Genomic DNA, 14232 nt, shown 5'->3' with positions numbered 1-14232 from the left:
CTCACCGCATCGTCGGCGCACCTTGGACGCTTGCGGCACCCACCGGGCCACCGCTCGTCCGCCGCGAGCCGCAATTTCTTAAATTCAGGCTTGGGCGTTCAACGTCCCTGAGGAACGGCCTTGCCTGCACTGCCCTGGAGCTCGTGTCGCCACGGTTTCGTTGCAATCCCTGTGCCGGGACGGCTCCGCAATTGAGACAGTGATACTGTCCTAACTTCGACCATGCCAAACTTTTCTTTATCACACAAGCGCGTGAAAGTCCTCGCCCGCATGCAGATCAGGGCTTGGCGGCCTGGGGGAAAAGCCGCCCGCTGGAGTTTTCGGCAGCGGCGCCCCGATCCGGCCCAAGGACCGCCGGATTTCGCAATGAAATTCGCCCTGGGCCGTCGGCGAGTGAGCAAAATGCTCCGGCTACGGTCCGGAGGCTGCGGGGCTTACAGGAGCTTTCGGTGATGAAGTTGTTCACGGGATCTTTGGCGGCGGGACTGGTCCTTCTTGTGGGCGGCGCGCAGGCGCAGGTGCCCGGGCCTTATGAGATCGGGCGCTCGCCATACAGGGCGGCCTCGGATTTCGACGCTCCCTATGCGGTGGCACCGCAACCGGTTCCCGGGCCGTACGACGAGCCCGGGCCGCGCTACGGAGCCGCGCCGCAGTATGGATACGGTCCGGGACTGTTGCCGTCGACGGAAGTCTATTCCGTGCTGCGCGATAACGGATTCTCGCCGCTCGGTATCCCGAGGCTGCGCGGCTTCGTTTACACGATTGCGGCGCTCGACCGCGGCGGCGAGGATGGCCGGCTGGTGATCGACGCACGCAACGGCCGGATCATCCGCTTCGTGCCGTCCGACCGGATGGGCGACAATTTCTACGAGGAGCACAGCGCGCTTCCGGCAATTCCGGGAGCTCCGCCGCCGCTGGCCCATGCGCCGGCCACCTCGGCCAATGTCCAGGCCGCGCCGCGGCCGCCGCGGCCGACCTCCCATGTCGCGAGCCGCACGGTGCCGATGCCGAAGGCCAGTCAGGTCGCCGCCAAACCTGCACCGGCGCCGGTCAAGCAGGCTGCAGCGCCCGCGCCGAAGCCGACCGAAGCTCAGGCCGCAGCGTCGCCGGCGGTGACGGGTTCGGTCCCGGTCAAGCCCGCGCCGCAGCTCGCGCCGACGCAGGCGATGCCTGACGTGCAGGGGCTGGAGTAACTCTCTGGAGTAACTCTATCGTCGTCCCTGTGAACTTAGGGGACCCATAACTACCAGCGGTCGTTTTGCGAACGGCATCTGCCATATCGCGTAGTTGACAGATCACGCGGTATGGGTCCCTGCGTTCGCAAGGACGACAGCAATAAAAAGACGCCCCGGTCTCCCGGGGCGTTTTTCATTGCGATGAGTTATTCGTGCTGTCCGGCGGCGGCCAGGATCAGATCGGCGACCTTGTCGGCCTGAGAGACCAGCGACAGGTGGCCGGCCTCCAGTTCGACCGTCGTGGCATTCATCCGCTTGGCGAGATACCGTTCGAGATCGGGATTGATGGTGTAGTCCTGCTTCGACACGGCGTACCAGCTCGGCTTGCTGCGCCAGGCGGCAGCGGTGGTGCGGCCGGCGAACAGGGATGCCGCGGTCGGCTCCTGTACGGCGTAGAGGACTTCCGCCGCCTTCCGGTCGACGCCATTGGCGAAATGTTTCAGGAACGCGTCCTCGGACAATTGGGTGAAGCCGTCATGTTCCTGAACGCCCGCGCGCGCCGGCCCCGCTGGAAATTTCTGCGAGAGCGCGACGAAGTCCTCGCCCGCATCGGGCGCGCGCGCCGCGATATAGACCAGCCCCGTGACCTTCGGGTCGGTGCCGACTTCACTGATGACGGTGCCGCCCCAGGAATGCGCCACCAGTACGGTCGGACCGTCCTGTTGGGCCAGCGCGCGGCGTGTCGCGGCTACGGAATCTTCCAGCGACGTCAGCGGATTCTGGACCGCCGTGACGTGAAGTCCCGCCGCCTGCAGCCGCGGAATGACCTTCGACCAGCTCGATCCGTCGGCCCAGGCGCCGTGCACCAGCACGACATTTTTTACCTTGACCGGTGCCGCGGCCTGCGCCGGCGTGGGGAGTGCGCCGAACAGGCCTGCAAACACACTGGCGGCGAGCGCCGCAACAATCTGTAACTTCGCCATCGATCTCTCCTGATTGGATATGTCTGTTGAAGTGCTAGGTGCAAAGTGAGTACGTCGCCGAACTTCAAATGTTACGCGTCTAGGTGCCGCCGATATCGGGGTCGCGCGGTCAAGTAGTGGTCGCAGAAGCAGACATCATTTAAATTCGCTGTTAATGAGCGCAGCCGGATTGCGCCGTGCGCGCACAAAAAAACGCCCCGGTTGCCCGGGGCGTTTTCGCGTTCAGCCAATACCGGCTGAACCCACCGTGTTACGCGGCGACGGAAGCGTCGACCACCTGCGGGGCCTGCGCGCCCGAATTGATCGGAATGCTGCGCGGCTTCTTGGCCTCGGGGATCTCGCGGACGAGATCGACGTGGAGCAGGCCGTTCTCGAGCGAGGCGTTCTTCACCTGCACGAAATCGGCAAGCTGGAAGACGCGCTCGAAGGCGCGTGCGGCGATGCCGCGGTAGAGCACTTCGGATTTGTCCTTGTCGTTCTCGTTGGCGGTTTTCTCGCCCTTGATCGTCAGCGTGTTTTCCTTCGCGACGATCGAAAGCTCGCCATGCGAGAAGCCGGAAACCGCAACGCTGATGCGGTAGGCGTTCTCACCGGTGCGCTCGATGTTGTAGGGCGGATAACCGGGGCTGCCGTCGGAGGTCACCTGATCGAGCAGGTTGAAGAAACGGTCGAAGCCGACGGTGGAACGATAAAACGGAGTGAGATCGTAGGTACGCATAGGATAGTCCTCCATTGAGCGACTGTTGCAATTAACCCGCCCGCCATCGGGCCGGGATTAGTCCCGTGCAGCCTCAGTTTTGGAGCCTTGGCTGTGGTTCCGAAACACTGGTAGTGGCCTGCACAGAAGTGATATGGGAGGGGTGAAACGGCGTTCAAGAGGGGCGAAACAGGCCCTTTTTCACGCTCCCGCCTTGATTTTCAGCCCTTTTCACCTGGCCGGTTCCCGTCATGACGCTCGTCTCCATCCCTGCCAATCCGGTTCCGGAGGACGTCGTCTCGGGCACCATCAAGACACCCGATGGCGCGGAACTGAGGTTTGCACGCTGGGCCCCGCCGGCTGGCCGCAAGGGCACGGTCTGCGTCTTCACCGGGCGCAGCGAGCAGATCGAGAAATATTTCGAGACGGTTCGCGACTTGCGCGATCGCGGCTTTGCGGTGGCGATGATCGACTGGCGCGGCCAGGGGCATTCCTCGCGCCGCCTGCGCGATCCGCGCAAAGGCTATGTCCGCGACTTCTCCGATTTCGAGGTGGACGTCGAAACCTTCGTGCAGCAGGTGGTGCTGCCGGATTGCCCGCCGCCGTATTTCGCGCTGGCGCATTCGATGGGCGGCGCGGTCATGCTGCGGGTGGCGCACGCGGGAAAACGCTGGTTCGACCGCATGGTGCTGTCGGCGCCGATGATCGACCTGCCGGGGCGCACGACATCGTTTCCGACCCGGGCGCTGCTCCGGATCATGCGGCTGATGGGGCAGGGCGGCCGCTACGTGCCCGGCGGCAGCGATGCGCTGACCGGAACGGAATCTTTCATCAACAACCCCTTCACCAGCGATCCCGTGCGCTACGCCCGCAACGCCGCGATCCTGGAAGAAGACCCGACGCTGGGCATCGGCTCGCCGACGGTCGCTTGGGCCGATACCGCGTTCAGGGCAATGAATACCTTTCGCGGCATGAACTACCCGTCCGAAATCCGCCAACCGATCCTGATGCTTGCCGCCAGCAACGACACCATCGTTTCAACGGCGGCGATCGAGGAATTCGCCTATCACTTACGCGCCGGCTCGCATTTGGTGATCGCAGGCTCCAAGCACGAGATCCTGCAGGAGCAGGACCGCTATCGCGCGCAATTCTGGGCTGCGTTCGATGCGTTCGTGCCAGGCACGCCGCTGTTCAAGTGATTGCGCAAGTACGCGCCGGGGTGCCCCGGATGCTGCGCAGCGCGTCGCGCAAGCGGCGTGGTGCGCTGCTGATCCGGGGTCCATAAGTAGGTCCCGCCGCTGCGGAGCAGCGTTACACGCTGCACCCGCGTCCGGGACACGAGAGCTCAGATCTTGGCAGCCGCCGGCTTCGGCAGCCGTGCCGTAATTCGTTCCGGCAGCCGCCGCTCGACGAACAGCGTCCTGACCTCGGTGACGCTGAGGTAACGTGCCTCGCCTTCGCCCTTGCCGAGGATCTTCAATAGGACCGGCCATTCACCCTTCATCAGGATCGGATAATACCAACGCGCGGCATCGCCGTCGCGCTTGATATTGTCTGCCATGAAGGCCTCGATCTCCTGTGCTGTCAGCCCGATCTCGATGGCTCCAGCGAGATCTTTGCAGTCCTTGCCGAAGCTGGCGAGCCGTTCGATTTGGTCTTCGTGGACGTTTGCTTCGGCGTCGAGAATGCGTGAACCGCCGCCATGCTTGTCGAGCGGGCCGTTGCGCAGCTCGTCGAGCACGGCGCCGGACGTTGCGCTCTTGAATACGCGCAGCGGCCCAAGGCCGTTGGCAATGACGGCGACCATCCAGGCTTTCCGCCGCACCTCTTTTTGGGCCGAGCCGGTTTCGCCGCTTGCCAATCCGATCATTTCGGAGAGTTGCGAGAGCGGCACGACGTGGCCGCCGACATAACCGTTGGCGACCAAGGCTCGCAGGAAGGGGCAGGGATTATCGGGCGAAACGGGAAACTGCCCGGCAGGCGCAGCGCCCGGGGCGGTGGCAATGTGGTGGTCTGACATGGCTCAAATCCTCAAAGGCGCCGAATATGAAAAATGGCCTGTCACCGACGCGGAGCGGATGACGGTTTTGAAAAGGAAATTCGGCGGGGCGCTACTTCAGGGTGTGGCAAGTTTTGGCGGAATTCGACGCTGTGTCAACCGACCGGCTCACAGACGCTCAGGAATCTGCGGCAAGCCTTGGCGAGGATTCGACAAGGGTCAATCTGGTGAAGGGGATGCCGGCCTTCACAAGGCCGTCGCGGTAATGGGCAATATCGGCCGGCAGCTTCCAGCGGAAATTGCGCAAGTGCCGGTCGACGGTCAGGCCGGGATAGTTGCTCAGCAAAACTTCGGCAGCGTTTGCTGCTTCCGCAGTCCTGCCCAATTGTGCCAGAGCCGCAGCCCGGATCGCGAGTGCCTGAAGGTGATTGGGATTGGTGTACAAGGCCTCGCGCGCCCACGACAGCGAAGCATCATATTGTCCGAGCATATAATGGCTGAATGCGTTCACTGCCGCCCATTGATATCTGGGGTCGTTGTTGCCCTGCTGCGCCGCCATCGTAAACAGTTCGATCGCCTGCCGGTGTTCTCCGTTCACGAGATGACATACGCCGAGCACGCCACGGGCGCCCATATCGTATGGGTTAAGCCCTACCGCCCGCTTGGCGGCATCCATCGCCGCCTCGAAGTGACCCTCCTGCGCGTGCAGATAGCCCAGAATCTGAAACGCAAAGGACGAACGGGGATCGAGTCGGACGCTGCTCACTGCGAGTTCCATCGCGGAGTCCCACAATTCGCGCGTGCTCTTGATCCATCCGAAGTGGACACCCTGAGTCAGAATGGTGGCGAGATAGGCGCGCGCGATCGACAGCGTCGGATCGAGTGCGATGGCTTCCTTGAACAGGCTGATCGCGGTTTCGTAGTCAGCCTTGCTGTGCAGGTAGTAGTACGACAGCCCCTTGAGGAAACGATCCCAAGCGGTGATGTCGTTCGACGAGGAGCGGGGCGGGGCGGAGGCTTCCGCCCGGTAGATTTCGGCCGCGATCGCCGCCGACAGGCTGGTGGTGAGCTCGTCCTGCATCGCGAACAGGTCGCCCATGTCGCGGTCGAACCGGCCGGTCCATAATTGCTCGCCGGTTTCGGGCGCGATCAAGTCGGCGGTGACGCGGATCTTGTTGGCGGCGCGGCGCACCGAGCCCTGGATCAGGTAGCTGGCATCGATCTCGCGCGCGATCAGGCGCGTGCTCACGTTCTTGCCCTTGAACGAGAACGTCGAGTTGCGGCTCAGTACCCGATAGAACGATTGCAGTGATAGCGCGTGGATAAGGTCCTCGGTCAGCCCGTCGGAAAAATACTCGTCCGCGCTTTCGCTCAAGTTCGTGAACGGCAGCACGCCCACGATCGCGGTGCGATATTGGGCTGGCAGGTTGGTAGCCGATGTCTCGGACTCGGCTTTACGGGCCGGGCTGCTATCGACCCCCCCGGGCTGCCAGGTCCAGACATGGATCGGCTCCTCGATGTTCTTGAACCGGTAGGGACCGGCGTCGACGAATGTGACGCTGAGGCGCTTGCCCGCTTCATGACAGGCCTTGCCCGACACCGCCACGCCGCCGGGAGCAGCAACCGATTCGAGGCGGACCGCGATGTTGACATCATCGCCGAACACCTCGTCCTCGTCGGCCATCACGTCGCCCATGTGGATGCCCATGCGAAACTGCATGGCGCGATCGGCGGGCAGGTGCTCGTTACGCTCCGCCATCACCATCTGCATCGCGACCGCGGCCTCGATGGCGCCGACGATAGAGGGAAATTCGAGGAGGAAGCCGTCGCCGGTGTTCTTCACCAGACGGCCGCCGTGATTGAGGATGATCGGATAGATCGCGCTTCTATGGGCCTTGAACGTGGCATGCGTCCCCGCCTCGTCGGCTCCCATCATTCGGGAGTAGCCGGCGACGTCAGCGCAGACGATGGCTGCCAGGCGTCTTTCCATATCCCCACTATATCCCCAATGACACCCGAGCGGGCAGGATAACCACTACGCGGTCAGCCAACCAATTCCAATGTTTATAAAATATGCGCAATCTGGTGGAAGCCCGATTTGCTCATGATAGTACTGCAATCCCTAAGGGATTGGCATGTGCGCAATAGGGCTGCTGGGCCAAGGGAACCATCAAATGATGATAGAGATGCTCGGCATTCACCAACTCTGGCTATTCATCCTCTCGGGCCTGCTGCTCAATATCACCCCGGGGCCGGACACGGCCTACATTATCGGCCGTAGCATCCAGTTCGGATGGCGCGGCGGGGCGGCGGCGGCGACCGGGATCAGTGCCGGCTGCCTCGTTCACGTGTTCGGCGCCGCCATCGGCCTGTCGGCGCTCTTGATGACGTCATCTGCCGCCTTTGCGGTCCTGAAATGGGTCGGGGCCGCCTACCTGCTGTTTACGGGTGTCCAGATGCTGCTGTCGCGTTCGCGCCCGCTTGGCGGAGGCCGGGGTGGCAGCCAATGGCTCGGCAGGCAGCGAGACTTCGCTTGCCCGCGTGTTCTGGCAGGGCGCCCTGACCAACGCGCTCAATCCGAAGGTGGCGCTGTTCTTTCTGGCGTTCCTGCCGCAGTTCGTGGCGGCGGAGTCGGCCCACAAGACGCTGGCGTTTCTGGTGCTCGGCCTGATCTTCATCACCAGCGGGACGTTGTGGTGTTTTTGCATCGCCGCCTTCGCGGCCCGGGCCGCGAGCCGTATCCGGCAATCGGCCGGCGCGGTAGCCTGGATCAACCGCGCGCTCGGCGGGCTGTTCGTCTATCTCGGTATCCGCGTGGGGATGCTGGAGGCGCGCTGATGCTTCAGCCGTGGATTTTCACGAAGGCGCTGCCGGCAAGATAGAGGCCGAGCAAGATCATGGCGATCAGGAACCAGCGGCGGAACACGTCCGGCTGCATGCGATTGCGTACCGCCTGTCCGATGAACATGCCGGTAAAGGACGCCACCATCGCGACGGCGCCGGGCAGCGCGGTTGCCGCCGTCAGCAGGCCCGCGGTGGTGAGATTGAAGGCGAGCGCCACTGTGGCGACGGTAAAGAACACGCCGAGCGCCTGCACCAGCTCGTCCTTCTCCATGCCGATCGCCTGCAGATAAGGCATCGACGGGATCACCTGAACACCGGTTGCGGCCGACACGACGCCGGTAATCAGGCCGACGATACCGCCGATCCATCTCTCGTCGCGGCGTGCGACCTTGAAGTGGAGCTTGCTGAGGCCGAGGATCGCGTAGATCACCAGCAGCGTGCCGAGAACGACGGTGCCATAGGGCGCGTAGGGGCCGGTCAACAGTCCCGCGTTCAGCCAGATGCCGGCGACGGTGCCGGCCATCAGCGGCCACAGCCGCCGCATGATGTCGCGCAAATACGGGCCGCTGAAGGTCTGCCAGATATTGGTGACGATCGCCGGCACGATCATGATCGCAATCGCTTGCGCCGGCGGCATCGTCACCGCGAGCAGGCCCATCGATACCGTCGGCAGGCCGAGCCCGATCACGCCCTTGATGAAGCCGGCCAGCAGGAACGCCGCCGCGATGAGAATGAGCAAGGAATCGAACATGGGCGGACATTGACCTATCGGCGTATCAGGCACAATCTGGAGATTACGGAGACAGCCTTCGGCTATATCGAAGGCCGATGTTATTCTCCGTCATTGCGAGCAAGGCGAAGCAATCCATCTCGGGCGCTAAGAAAGAATGGATTGCTTCGCTGCGCTCGCAATGACGGGCTCCACAGGGAATCCCCATGCGTTTTGATCTGGTCGATCTTCAGCTCTTCGTCGCCGTGGCCGAGACCCGCAGCATCACCAATGGCGCGCAGCGGGTCCATCTCGCGCTGGCGTCGGCGAGTGAGCGGATCAAGGGCCTGGAAGAAGCGCTCGGCGTTTCGCTGCTCACGCGCGGCCGCCGCGGCGTCGAGTTGACGCCGGCCGGCGAAAGCCTGCTCGACCATGCCAGGATCGTGCTCCACAACATCGAGACCATGCGCGGCGACCTCGCCGACTTTGCCCACGGCATGAAAGCCACCGTCCGCTTCCTCGCCAACACGTCGGGGCTTTCGGAATATCTGCCGAAGACGTTGGCTGCCTTTCTGGCCGCACATCCCAACATTTCAATCGACGTCGAGGAACGCGAAAGCAGCGACATTGCCCGCGCCATCGTCATCGGTGCCGCCGATCTCGGGCTTGCGGCAGAACACGCGCTTGCAGACAGTATCGAGCGGATGCCGTTCAGCGAGGATCGGCTGGTGCTGGTTGCCGCGCGCAACGACGAACTGGCTAATCGGCGGCAGGTCGATTTCGCCGAAGTGGTCGAGCGCGATTTCGTCGGCTTGATCAGTTCGATCGCGCTGCACGCCCATGTGAGCGGACACGCCGCGCGTCTCGGCGCGCGGCTGCGCTTTCGTGCGCGGCTGAACAATTTCGATGCGATTGGTCAGATGGTCGCCGCCGGCATCGGGATTGGCGTGATGCCTGAAGTCGCGGCAAAGCGATGCGCGAGATCGATGAAGATCAATGTCATCAGGATCAGGGACGCCTGGGCCAACCGGCGGCTCGTGATCTGCGCGCGGAGCTTTCGGGCGCTGCCCAAGCCCGCGCAGCAATTGGCCGAGCACCTGCGCAAATCTGCGCCACGTTGAGCATGTGAGGCAGCGCGAATGCTGACGGTCTGGGAAAGCCCGGCGTTACTTGCCGGTGGCGAGGCCGGCAGCCTTGATGACGCGCGCCCACCTTTGGGCCTCAGTTCCGATGTAGTCGCGAAAATGCCCCGGCGTGTTGCCGGCAACCGTCAGGCCTTGATCTGCAAGCCTCTGCTTCACCTGCGGATCGTTCATCGCCTCGTTGGCGATGCGGTTCAGGGTGGCGACGATCGCCCCGGGCACTCCGGCCGGCGCGATCATGCCGTACCAGTTTTCGATCAGGAGATCCGGCATGCCGACTTCCGCGGTGGTCGGCACGTCAGGTGAGGTGGGCGCACGTTTGGGCGCGCCAAGGGCAATCGGGCGCAGGCTGCCTGCCTTGATATGCGGCAGCAGCACCGGCAGATCGAGGAACGCCATCTGCACCTGCTGGCCGAGCAGATCGTTGATGGCGGGTGCAGCGCCCCGGTATGGCACGTGCACGATGTCAATTCCGGCCGTCTGTTTGAGCAGTTCACCGGCAAGGTGCGGCATGCCGCCGACACCGGCGGATGCAAAATTGAGTTTCCCGGGCTGTGCCTTGGCGAGCGCGATCAGTTCCTTCATGTCGCCGGCGGGCACGTTGCTGGCGACGACCAGCATCTCCGGCACTGTCGTGACCAGCGTGACCGGCGCGAAATCCTTCGCCACGTCGTAGGGCACCTTTTCCATCGCCGGGTTGATGACCAGCGCACTCGCGCTCACGATTCCGATGGTGTAGCCGTCGCGCGCCGCCTTTGCGACCGCATCCGTGCCGAGCACGCCGCCCTGGCCGCCGCGATTGTCGATCACGATCGGCTGCCTTGTGATTTCCGACATGCGCTGGCCGACCAGCCGCGCAATGATGTCGTTGGGGCCGCCGGCCGGGAACGGCACGATCAGCTTGATCGGTTTGCTCGGGAAATCCTGCGCCGAGGCTAGCGCCGGCAATACGAGCAGCATCAATCCAGCAAGCAACTTGCTCAGCGGTCTCATGAGTGCTCCCCGATCCCGCATCTAACGTGCGCGTTCGGGGCATCGTACGCGATGGACAGTGCTATGCAAGGTCCCGTCGGTTGCAGGGGAAGCCGAGTCTCGTCAAAGCAGGAGTTCGTCTGTACGTGCGAGCCTGACCGATCGCTGCGAGATCAAGTGACTCCAGACCCAGTTGTGGTGACGAATGACGCTCGCGGCGTCGAGATGGGGCCGGTCGTTCACAGTGTGGCCGTCGGTCACCACCACAACGTCGTAATGGTTCGAAACGGCCGATCGGACCGTTGCATCGACGCAAAGATCGGTTGCCCACCCCGTGATGAGGATCCGGTCGGGCGCGATTTCCTTCAGGCGCGCGGCGAGATCGGTCTCGGCGAAGGGGTCGTTCAGGGTCTTGCGAATCACGATGTCGGCAGCCGCGCGATTCAACTCCGGCAGAAGCGCCCAGCCCGACGTGCCCGGCACGAAATCGTCTTCCGCGCCGCTGCAATGCTGCACGAAAATCACCACGCCTGACCGTTCGCGGACGCTGGCGGCGAGCCGGTTGATGCGCTCGATGATGCCGCTCAGATCGTGCTTCGGTTTCCCATTGAGAAGCCCGACCTGCATATCGACAACGATCAATGCGTCCATCGGGCTCTAGGGTCCTGTGCTGCTAGCCATTCAGCAGCTTCATCGCCGCCTCGTGCACGCGGGCGTCGCCGGCGGCGACGATGCGGCCGCCGCGCTGGGCGGGTCCGCCCTCCCAATTGGTGACGACACCGCCGGCGCCGGTGACGATCGGGATTAACGCCGCGATGTCGTAGGGCTTGAGTTCGGTCTCGACCACGAGGTCGAGATGGCCGGCCGCCAGCATGCAATAGGAATAGCAGTCGCCGCCATAGCGCGACAGCTTCACCGCATTTTCGACCCGGCCAAAGATCTCGCGGTCGGCGGCATTCATCAGCAGTGGACTGGTGGTGAAGGAGGTCGCCTCCTTTAGCGACGCGCAGCGGCGCACTGTGAGCCGGCGCTCGCCGGATGGCCCGGAATAGTGGGCCGAGCCGCTATCGCCGGAAAAGCGCTCGCCGATATAGGGCTGGTGCATCATGCCGAACACCGGCGTGCCCTTGTGCAAGAGCGCGATCAGGGTGCCCCAGATCGGAAATCCCGCGATGAAGGATTTGGTGCCGTCGATCGGATCGAGCACCCAGACATAATCGGCGTTCTCGCGCTCGTTGCCGAATTCCTCGCCGACGATGCCGTGCTGGGGGAAATTGGCTTTGATCAGACGGCGCATGACCGCCTCGGCGGCGCGGTCGGCCTCGGTGACCGGATCGAAATCGCTGGCGCTCTTGTTGTCGATCGAGAGTGAGGTTCGGAAGAACGGCAGGATGGTCTCGCCCGAAGCGGTAGCAAGGCGCCCGATAAACGCTGTAAAATCGATGACCGTCACGGCTGTCCCTTACCGCATTAGAAATGCCGTCTCTTGCCTAGCCCAATCCGGGCTGCCGCGCATCGCTAACGGCACGTTATTCCCATTCGTCTTGCGAACAGACTTTCGAATCGCTTTCGGAAAGGCTTCGTTTCAGGCGTGGATTTTTGGTTAGCCCGGCCATCACGAAGTCGCGAGTTTTGGCATACCAGCACTGCAGTAGGCACGGAACTGACGCGGTCAAATACATAAGTATTTGATTTAGTTGAACTAAAAGGCCAGACCTGCCGGTGTTGCCGATTTGCCGGAGTGACCCGGTTTGCACCGAAAGAGATCCGAAAACACTTGCCTTTTGTGCAGCGCGGTCGCATATTGTTGCGGTGCGGTAGCGCCTCGCGCTATCGCTGCCCTCCTTGGGCGTTTCCTCCCTAGACTTGGGCCGCTTGTTCATTCAAGCGGCCCTTTTTTCTTTGGGGGTAGACGTCATTCCGGACGTCGCGCAGCGGCGATCCGGAATCTCGAGATTCTCAGGTGCGCAATTGCGCACCATAGTTCACGCTTCGCGTGCCCCGGAATGACGAAGCGTCACTCCGCCGCCGCCTGGAACGGGCCGAGGTCGCCGAGCGGCACCTGTGCCAGCGCGTCCGCCAGCATCGCGAAATCAGTCACCACCTGGGCAAAGCGCGGGCTGCGCTCCCTGCGCCGCTCATCCATGTAGATCGCGCGGTTGAGTTCGAGCTGCACAGTATGCAGGCCGCTCGCAGGATTACCGTAGTGCTCGGTAATGAAGCCGCCGGCATAGGGCTTGTTGCGGCCGATCGAATAGCCGAGCCCGCTCATGATGTGCTCGACAACATCGGGCAAGAGGCTCGCGCAACTGGTGCCGTAGCGATCGCCGATCACGATATCGGGCCGCCGCGGCTCGTCTCTGGACACGCCGACCGACGGCATCGAGTGGCAATCGACCAGGATCACGGTCCCGAACGCCTGATGGGCCTTGTTGATCAGCCGCCGCAGCGCGCGGTGGTACGGCTTGTAGAGCGCCTCGATCCGCCCCAGCGCGTCATCGACGGAAAGCCGCTCGCGATAGATTTCCTGCCCGTCGCCGACCACGCGCGGGATGGTGCCGAGGCCGCCGGCCACCCGCATCGAGCGGGTATTGGCAAAACTCGGCAGGCGGCCGGTGAACATCCGTGGATCGAGTTCATAGGGCTCGCGGTTCACGTCGACATAGGAACGGGGGAAATTGACCCGCACCGTCGGAAAGCCCTGGTCGCTCAGACCACCGATCAATTCATCCATGAACGAATCCTCGGAGCGGCGCAGCGCCGCGAGGTCAATCCGGGAGGCGTTGAGGAATTCGGACGGGTAGACCGAACCGGAATGGGGCGAGTTGAAGATGATCGGCGCCCGCCAGCGCTGCGGCTCCACGATCTCGAAGGGAGGCGACAGTTCGCCATCAAACTGGGTCATCGTCGGGCGCCGTCCCTTGAATGTCCGCATTTCCCTTTGGCCGGCCGGTCATGCGACCGATTCTACCGGAAGGGCGGGTATTGTAAGGATGCATTGTCCGTAATCGTAATCATTCTGCCAAGCGAAAAAAGCCACGGTTCTCCTGGAAGATGTCGTAAGCGCCTGAAAAGCGCCGCCTTGATCGATCCAGATGCGCGCCGCTACAAAAATAGCGCCGCCCGCTGCCGCCAAGAAGCCGTTACCTTTCACCCGAAATTTACCCTCTGTCAGGCTTAGTGGGCGCAATGATCCTCCAAGCCAGGTTCGACGACTGACCGCCATGCACAAGATCCTCCTCGCCGAAGACGACAACGACATGCGACGTTTCCTGGTCAAGGCGCTGGAAAACGCCGGGTTTCAGGTCTCGCCCCACGACAACGGCATGTCGGCCTATCAGCGGCTGCGCGAGGAGCCGTTCGAGATGCTGCTGACCGATATCGTGATGCCCGAAATGGATGGCATCGAGCTGGCGCGCCGCGCCTCGGAACTCGACCCAGACATCAAAATCATGTTCATCACCGGCTTTGCCGCGGTCGCCCTGAACTCCGATTCGGAGGCACCCAAGAACGCCAAGGTGCTGGCCAAGCCCGTTCACCTCCGCGAACTGGTCAGCGAAGTCAACAAGATGCTGGCGGCCTGATTCGGCGGCTATTTCGTTCGAAAAGGCACCAGAAATTAGTCCCGAGCATCCTTGCCCGGGGGCTTTGGAGCCGATATACGGACCCCACCCAATACGAACAAGGCTGGAGCGGGATGACAGGTCATCC

13 protein-coding genes and 1 pseudogene are annotated in these 14232 nt (G+C 62.9%); 5 read left to right on the top strand and 9 right to left on the bottom strand.

The features are described 5' to 3' along the window. The first annotated feature begins 452 nt into the window (after positions 1-452). Positions 453-1193, top strand: a complete 741-nt coding sequence (locus tag KJQ96_RS23510; RefSeq protein ID WP_213289000.1) for a hypothetical protein — start codon at positions 453-455, stop codon at positions 1191-1193. Positions 1194-1381: 188 nt separating this feature from the next. Here KJQ96_RS23510 and KJQ96_RS23505 read toward each other — a convergent pair whose 3' ends face one another. Both KJQ96_RS23505 and KJQ96_RS23500 read right to left on the bottom strand, forming a co-directional pair. Continuing rightward, a complete protein-coding gene (locus KJQ96_RS23505; protein WP_213288888.1) occupies positions 1382-2158 on the bottom strand; it encodes an alpha/beta fold hydrolase in 777 nt (258 codons plus the stop codon). 250 nt (positions 2159-2408) lie between these two features. Continuing rightward, on the bottom strand, positions 2409-2876 hold the full coding sequence (locus KJQ96_RS23500) for an Hsp20 family protein (protein WP_213288887.1): 468 nt from the start codon (positions 2874-2876) through the stop codon (positions 2409-2411). Between the two features lie 230 nt (positions 2877-3106). Between KJQ96_RS23500 and KJQ96_RS23495 the strand changes: the two genes are divergently transcribed. Then, positions 3107-4054: an alpha/beta fold hydrolase gene (locus KJQ96_RS23495; protein ID WP_213288886.1), complete on the top strand. Its 948-nt coding sequence runs from the start codon at positions 3107-3109 to the stop codon at positions 4052-4054. Positions 4055-4200: 146 nt separating this feature from the next. Here KJQ96_RS23495 and KJQ96_RS23490 read toward each other — a convergent pair whose 3' ends face one another. Both KJQ96_RS23490 and KJQ96_RS23485 read right to left on the bottom strand, forming a co-directional pair. After that, complete coding sequence (locus tag KJQ96_RS23490; RefSeq protein ID WP_213288885.1) at positions 4201-4875, bottom strand: hypothetical protein; 675 nt, start codon at positions 4873-4875, stop codon at positions 4201-4203. 157 nt (positions 4876-5032) lie between these two features. Further along, positions 5033-6844 carry a tetratricopeptide repeat protein gene (locus tag KJQ96_RS23485; protein WP_213288884.1) on the bottom strand — a complete coding sequence of 604 codons (1812 nt, stop codon included), beginning with the start codon at positions 6842-6844 and terminating at the stop codon, positions 5033-5035. A gap of 196 nt (positions 6845-7040) precedes the next feature. Between KJQ96_RS23485 and KJQ96_RS23480 the strand changes: the two are divergent. Beyond that, positions 7041-7692: pseudogene (locus tag KJQ96_RS23480) on the top strand (LysE family translocator). A 4-nt stretch (positions 7693-7696) separates the two neighbouring features. On the opposite strand, the gene KJQ96_RS23475 reads toward KJQ96_RS23480, so the two are convergent. Further along, positions 7697-8449, bottom strand: coding sequence for a sulfite exporter TauE/SafE family protein (locus tag KJQ96_RS23475; protein ID WP_213288883.1), 753 nt, complete (start codon positions 8447-8449; stop codon positions 7697-7699). Positions 8450-8634: 185 nt separating this feature from the next. Between KJQ96_RS23475 and KJQ96_RS23470 the strand changes: the two genes are divergently transcribed. After that, positions 8635-9528, top strand: coding sequence for a LysR substrate-binding domain-containing protein (locus tag KJQ96_RS23470; RefSeq protein ID WP_213288882.1), 894 nt, complete (start codon positions 8635-8637; stop codon positions 9526-9528). A gap of 45 nt (positions 9529-9573) precedes the next feature. Here the strand turns inward: KJQ96_RS23470 and KJQ96_RS23465 are convergent, their stop codons facing one another. The 4 genes from KJQ96_RS23465 to KJQ96_RS23450 all read right to left on the bottom strand — a co-directional run bounded on the left by KJQ96_RS23465 (position 9574) and on the right by KJQ96_RS23450 (position 13426). Next, positions 9574-10542 (bottom strand): tripartite tricarboxylate transporter substrate binding protein, encoded by a 969-nt coding sequence (locus tag KJQ96_RS23465; RefSeq protein ID WP_213288881.1) that lies wholly within the window; start codon positions 10540-10542, stop codon positions 9574-9576. 102 nt (positions 10543-10644) lie between these two features. Next, positions 10645-11172, bottom strand: coding sequence for an isochorismatase family protein (locus KJQ96_RS23460; RefSeq protein ID WP_213288880.1), 528 nt, complete (start codon positions 11170-11172; stop codon positions 10645-10647). Positions 11173-11194: 22 nt separating this feature from the next. Further along, positions 11195-11974, bottom strand: a complete 780-nt coding sequence (gene hisN, locus KJQ96_RS23455; protein WP_213288879.1) for a histidinol-phosphatase — start codon at positions 11972-11974, stop codon at positions 11195-11197. Between the two features lie 564 nt (positions 11975-12538). Beyond that, positions 12539-13426: an N-formylglutamate amidohydrolase gene (locus KJQ96_RS23450; protein ID WP_213288878.1), complete on the bottom strand. Its 888-nt coding sequence runs from the start codon at positions 13424-13426 to the stop codon at positions 12539-12541. A gap of 319 nt (positions 13427-13745) precedes the next feature. Between KJQ96_RS23450 and cpdR the strand changes: the two genes are divergently transcribed. Continuing rightward, positions 13746-14105 (top strand): cell cycle two-component system response regulator CpdR, encoded by a 360-nt coding sequence (cpdR, locus tag KJQ96_RS23445; protein WP_027539837.1) that lies wholly within the window; start codon positions 13746-13748, stop codon positions 14103-14105. The last annotated feature ends 127 nt before the right edge of the window (positions 14106-14232 follow it).

The sequence above is a fragment of the Bradyrhizobium sp. sGM-13 genome (genome assembly GCF_018398875.1).
GTDB lineage: Bacteria > Pseudomonadota > Alphaproteobacteria > Rhizobiales > Xanthobacteraceae > Bradyrhizobium.
Note: the sequence above shows the minus strand (reverse complement) of the source record. Positions and strands in the feature narration are given on the sequence as shown.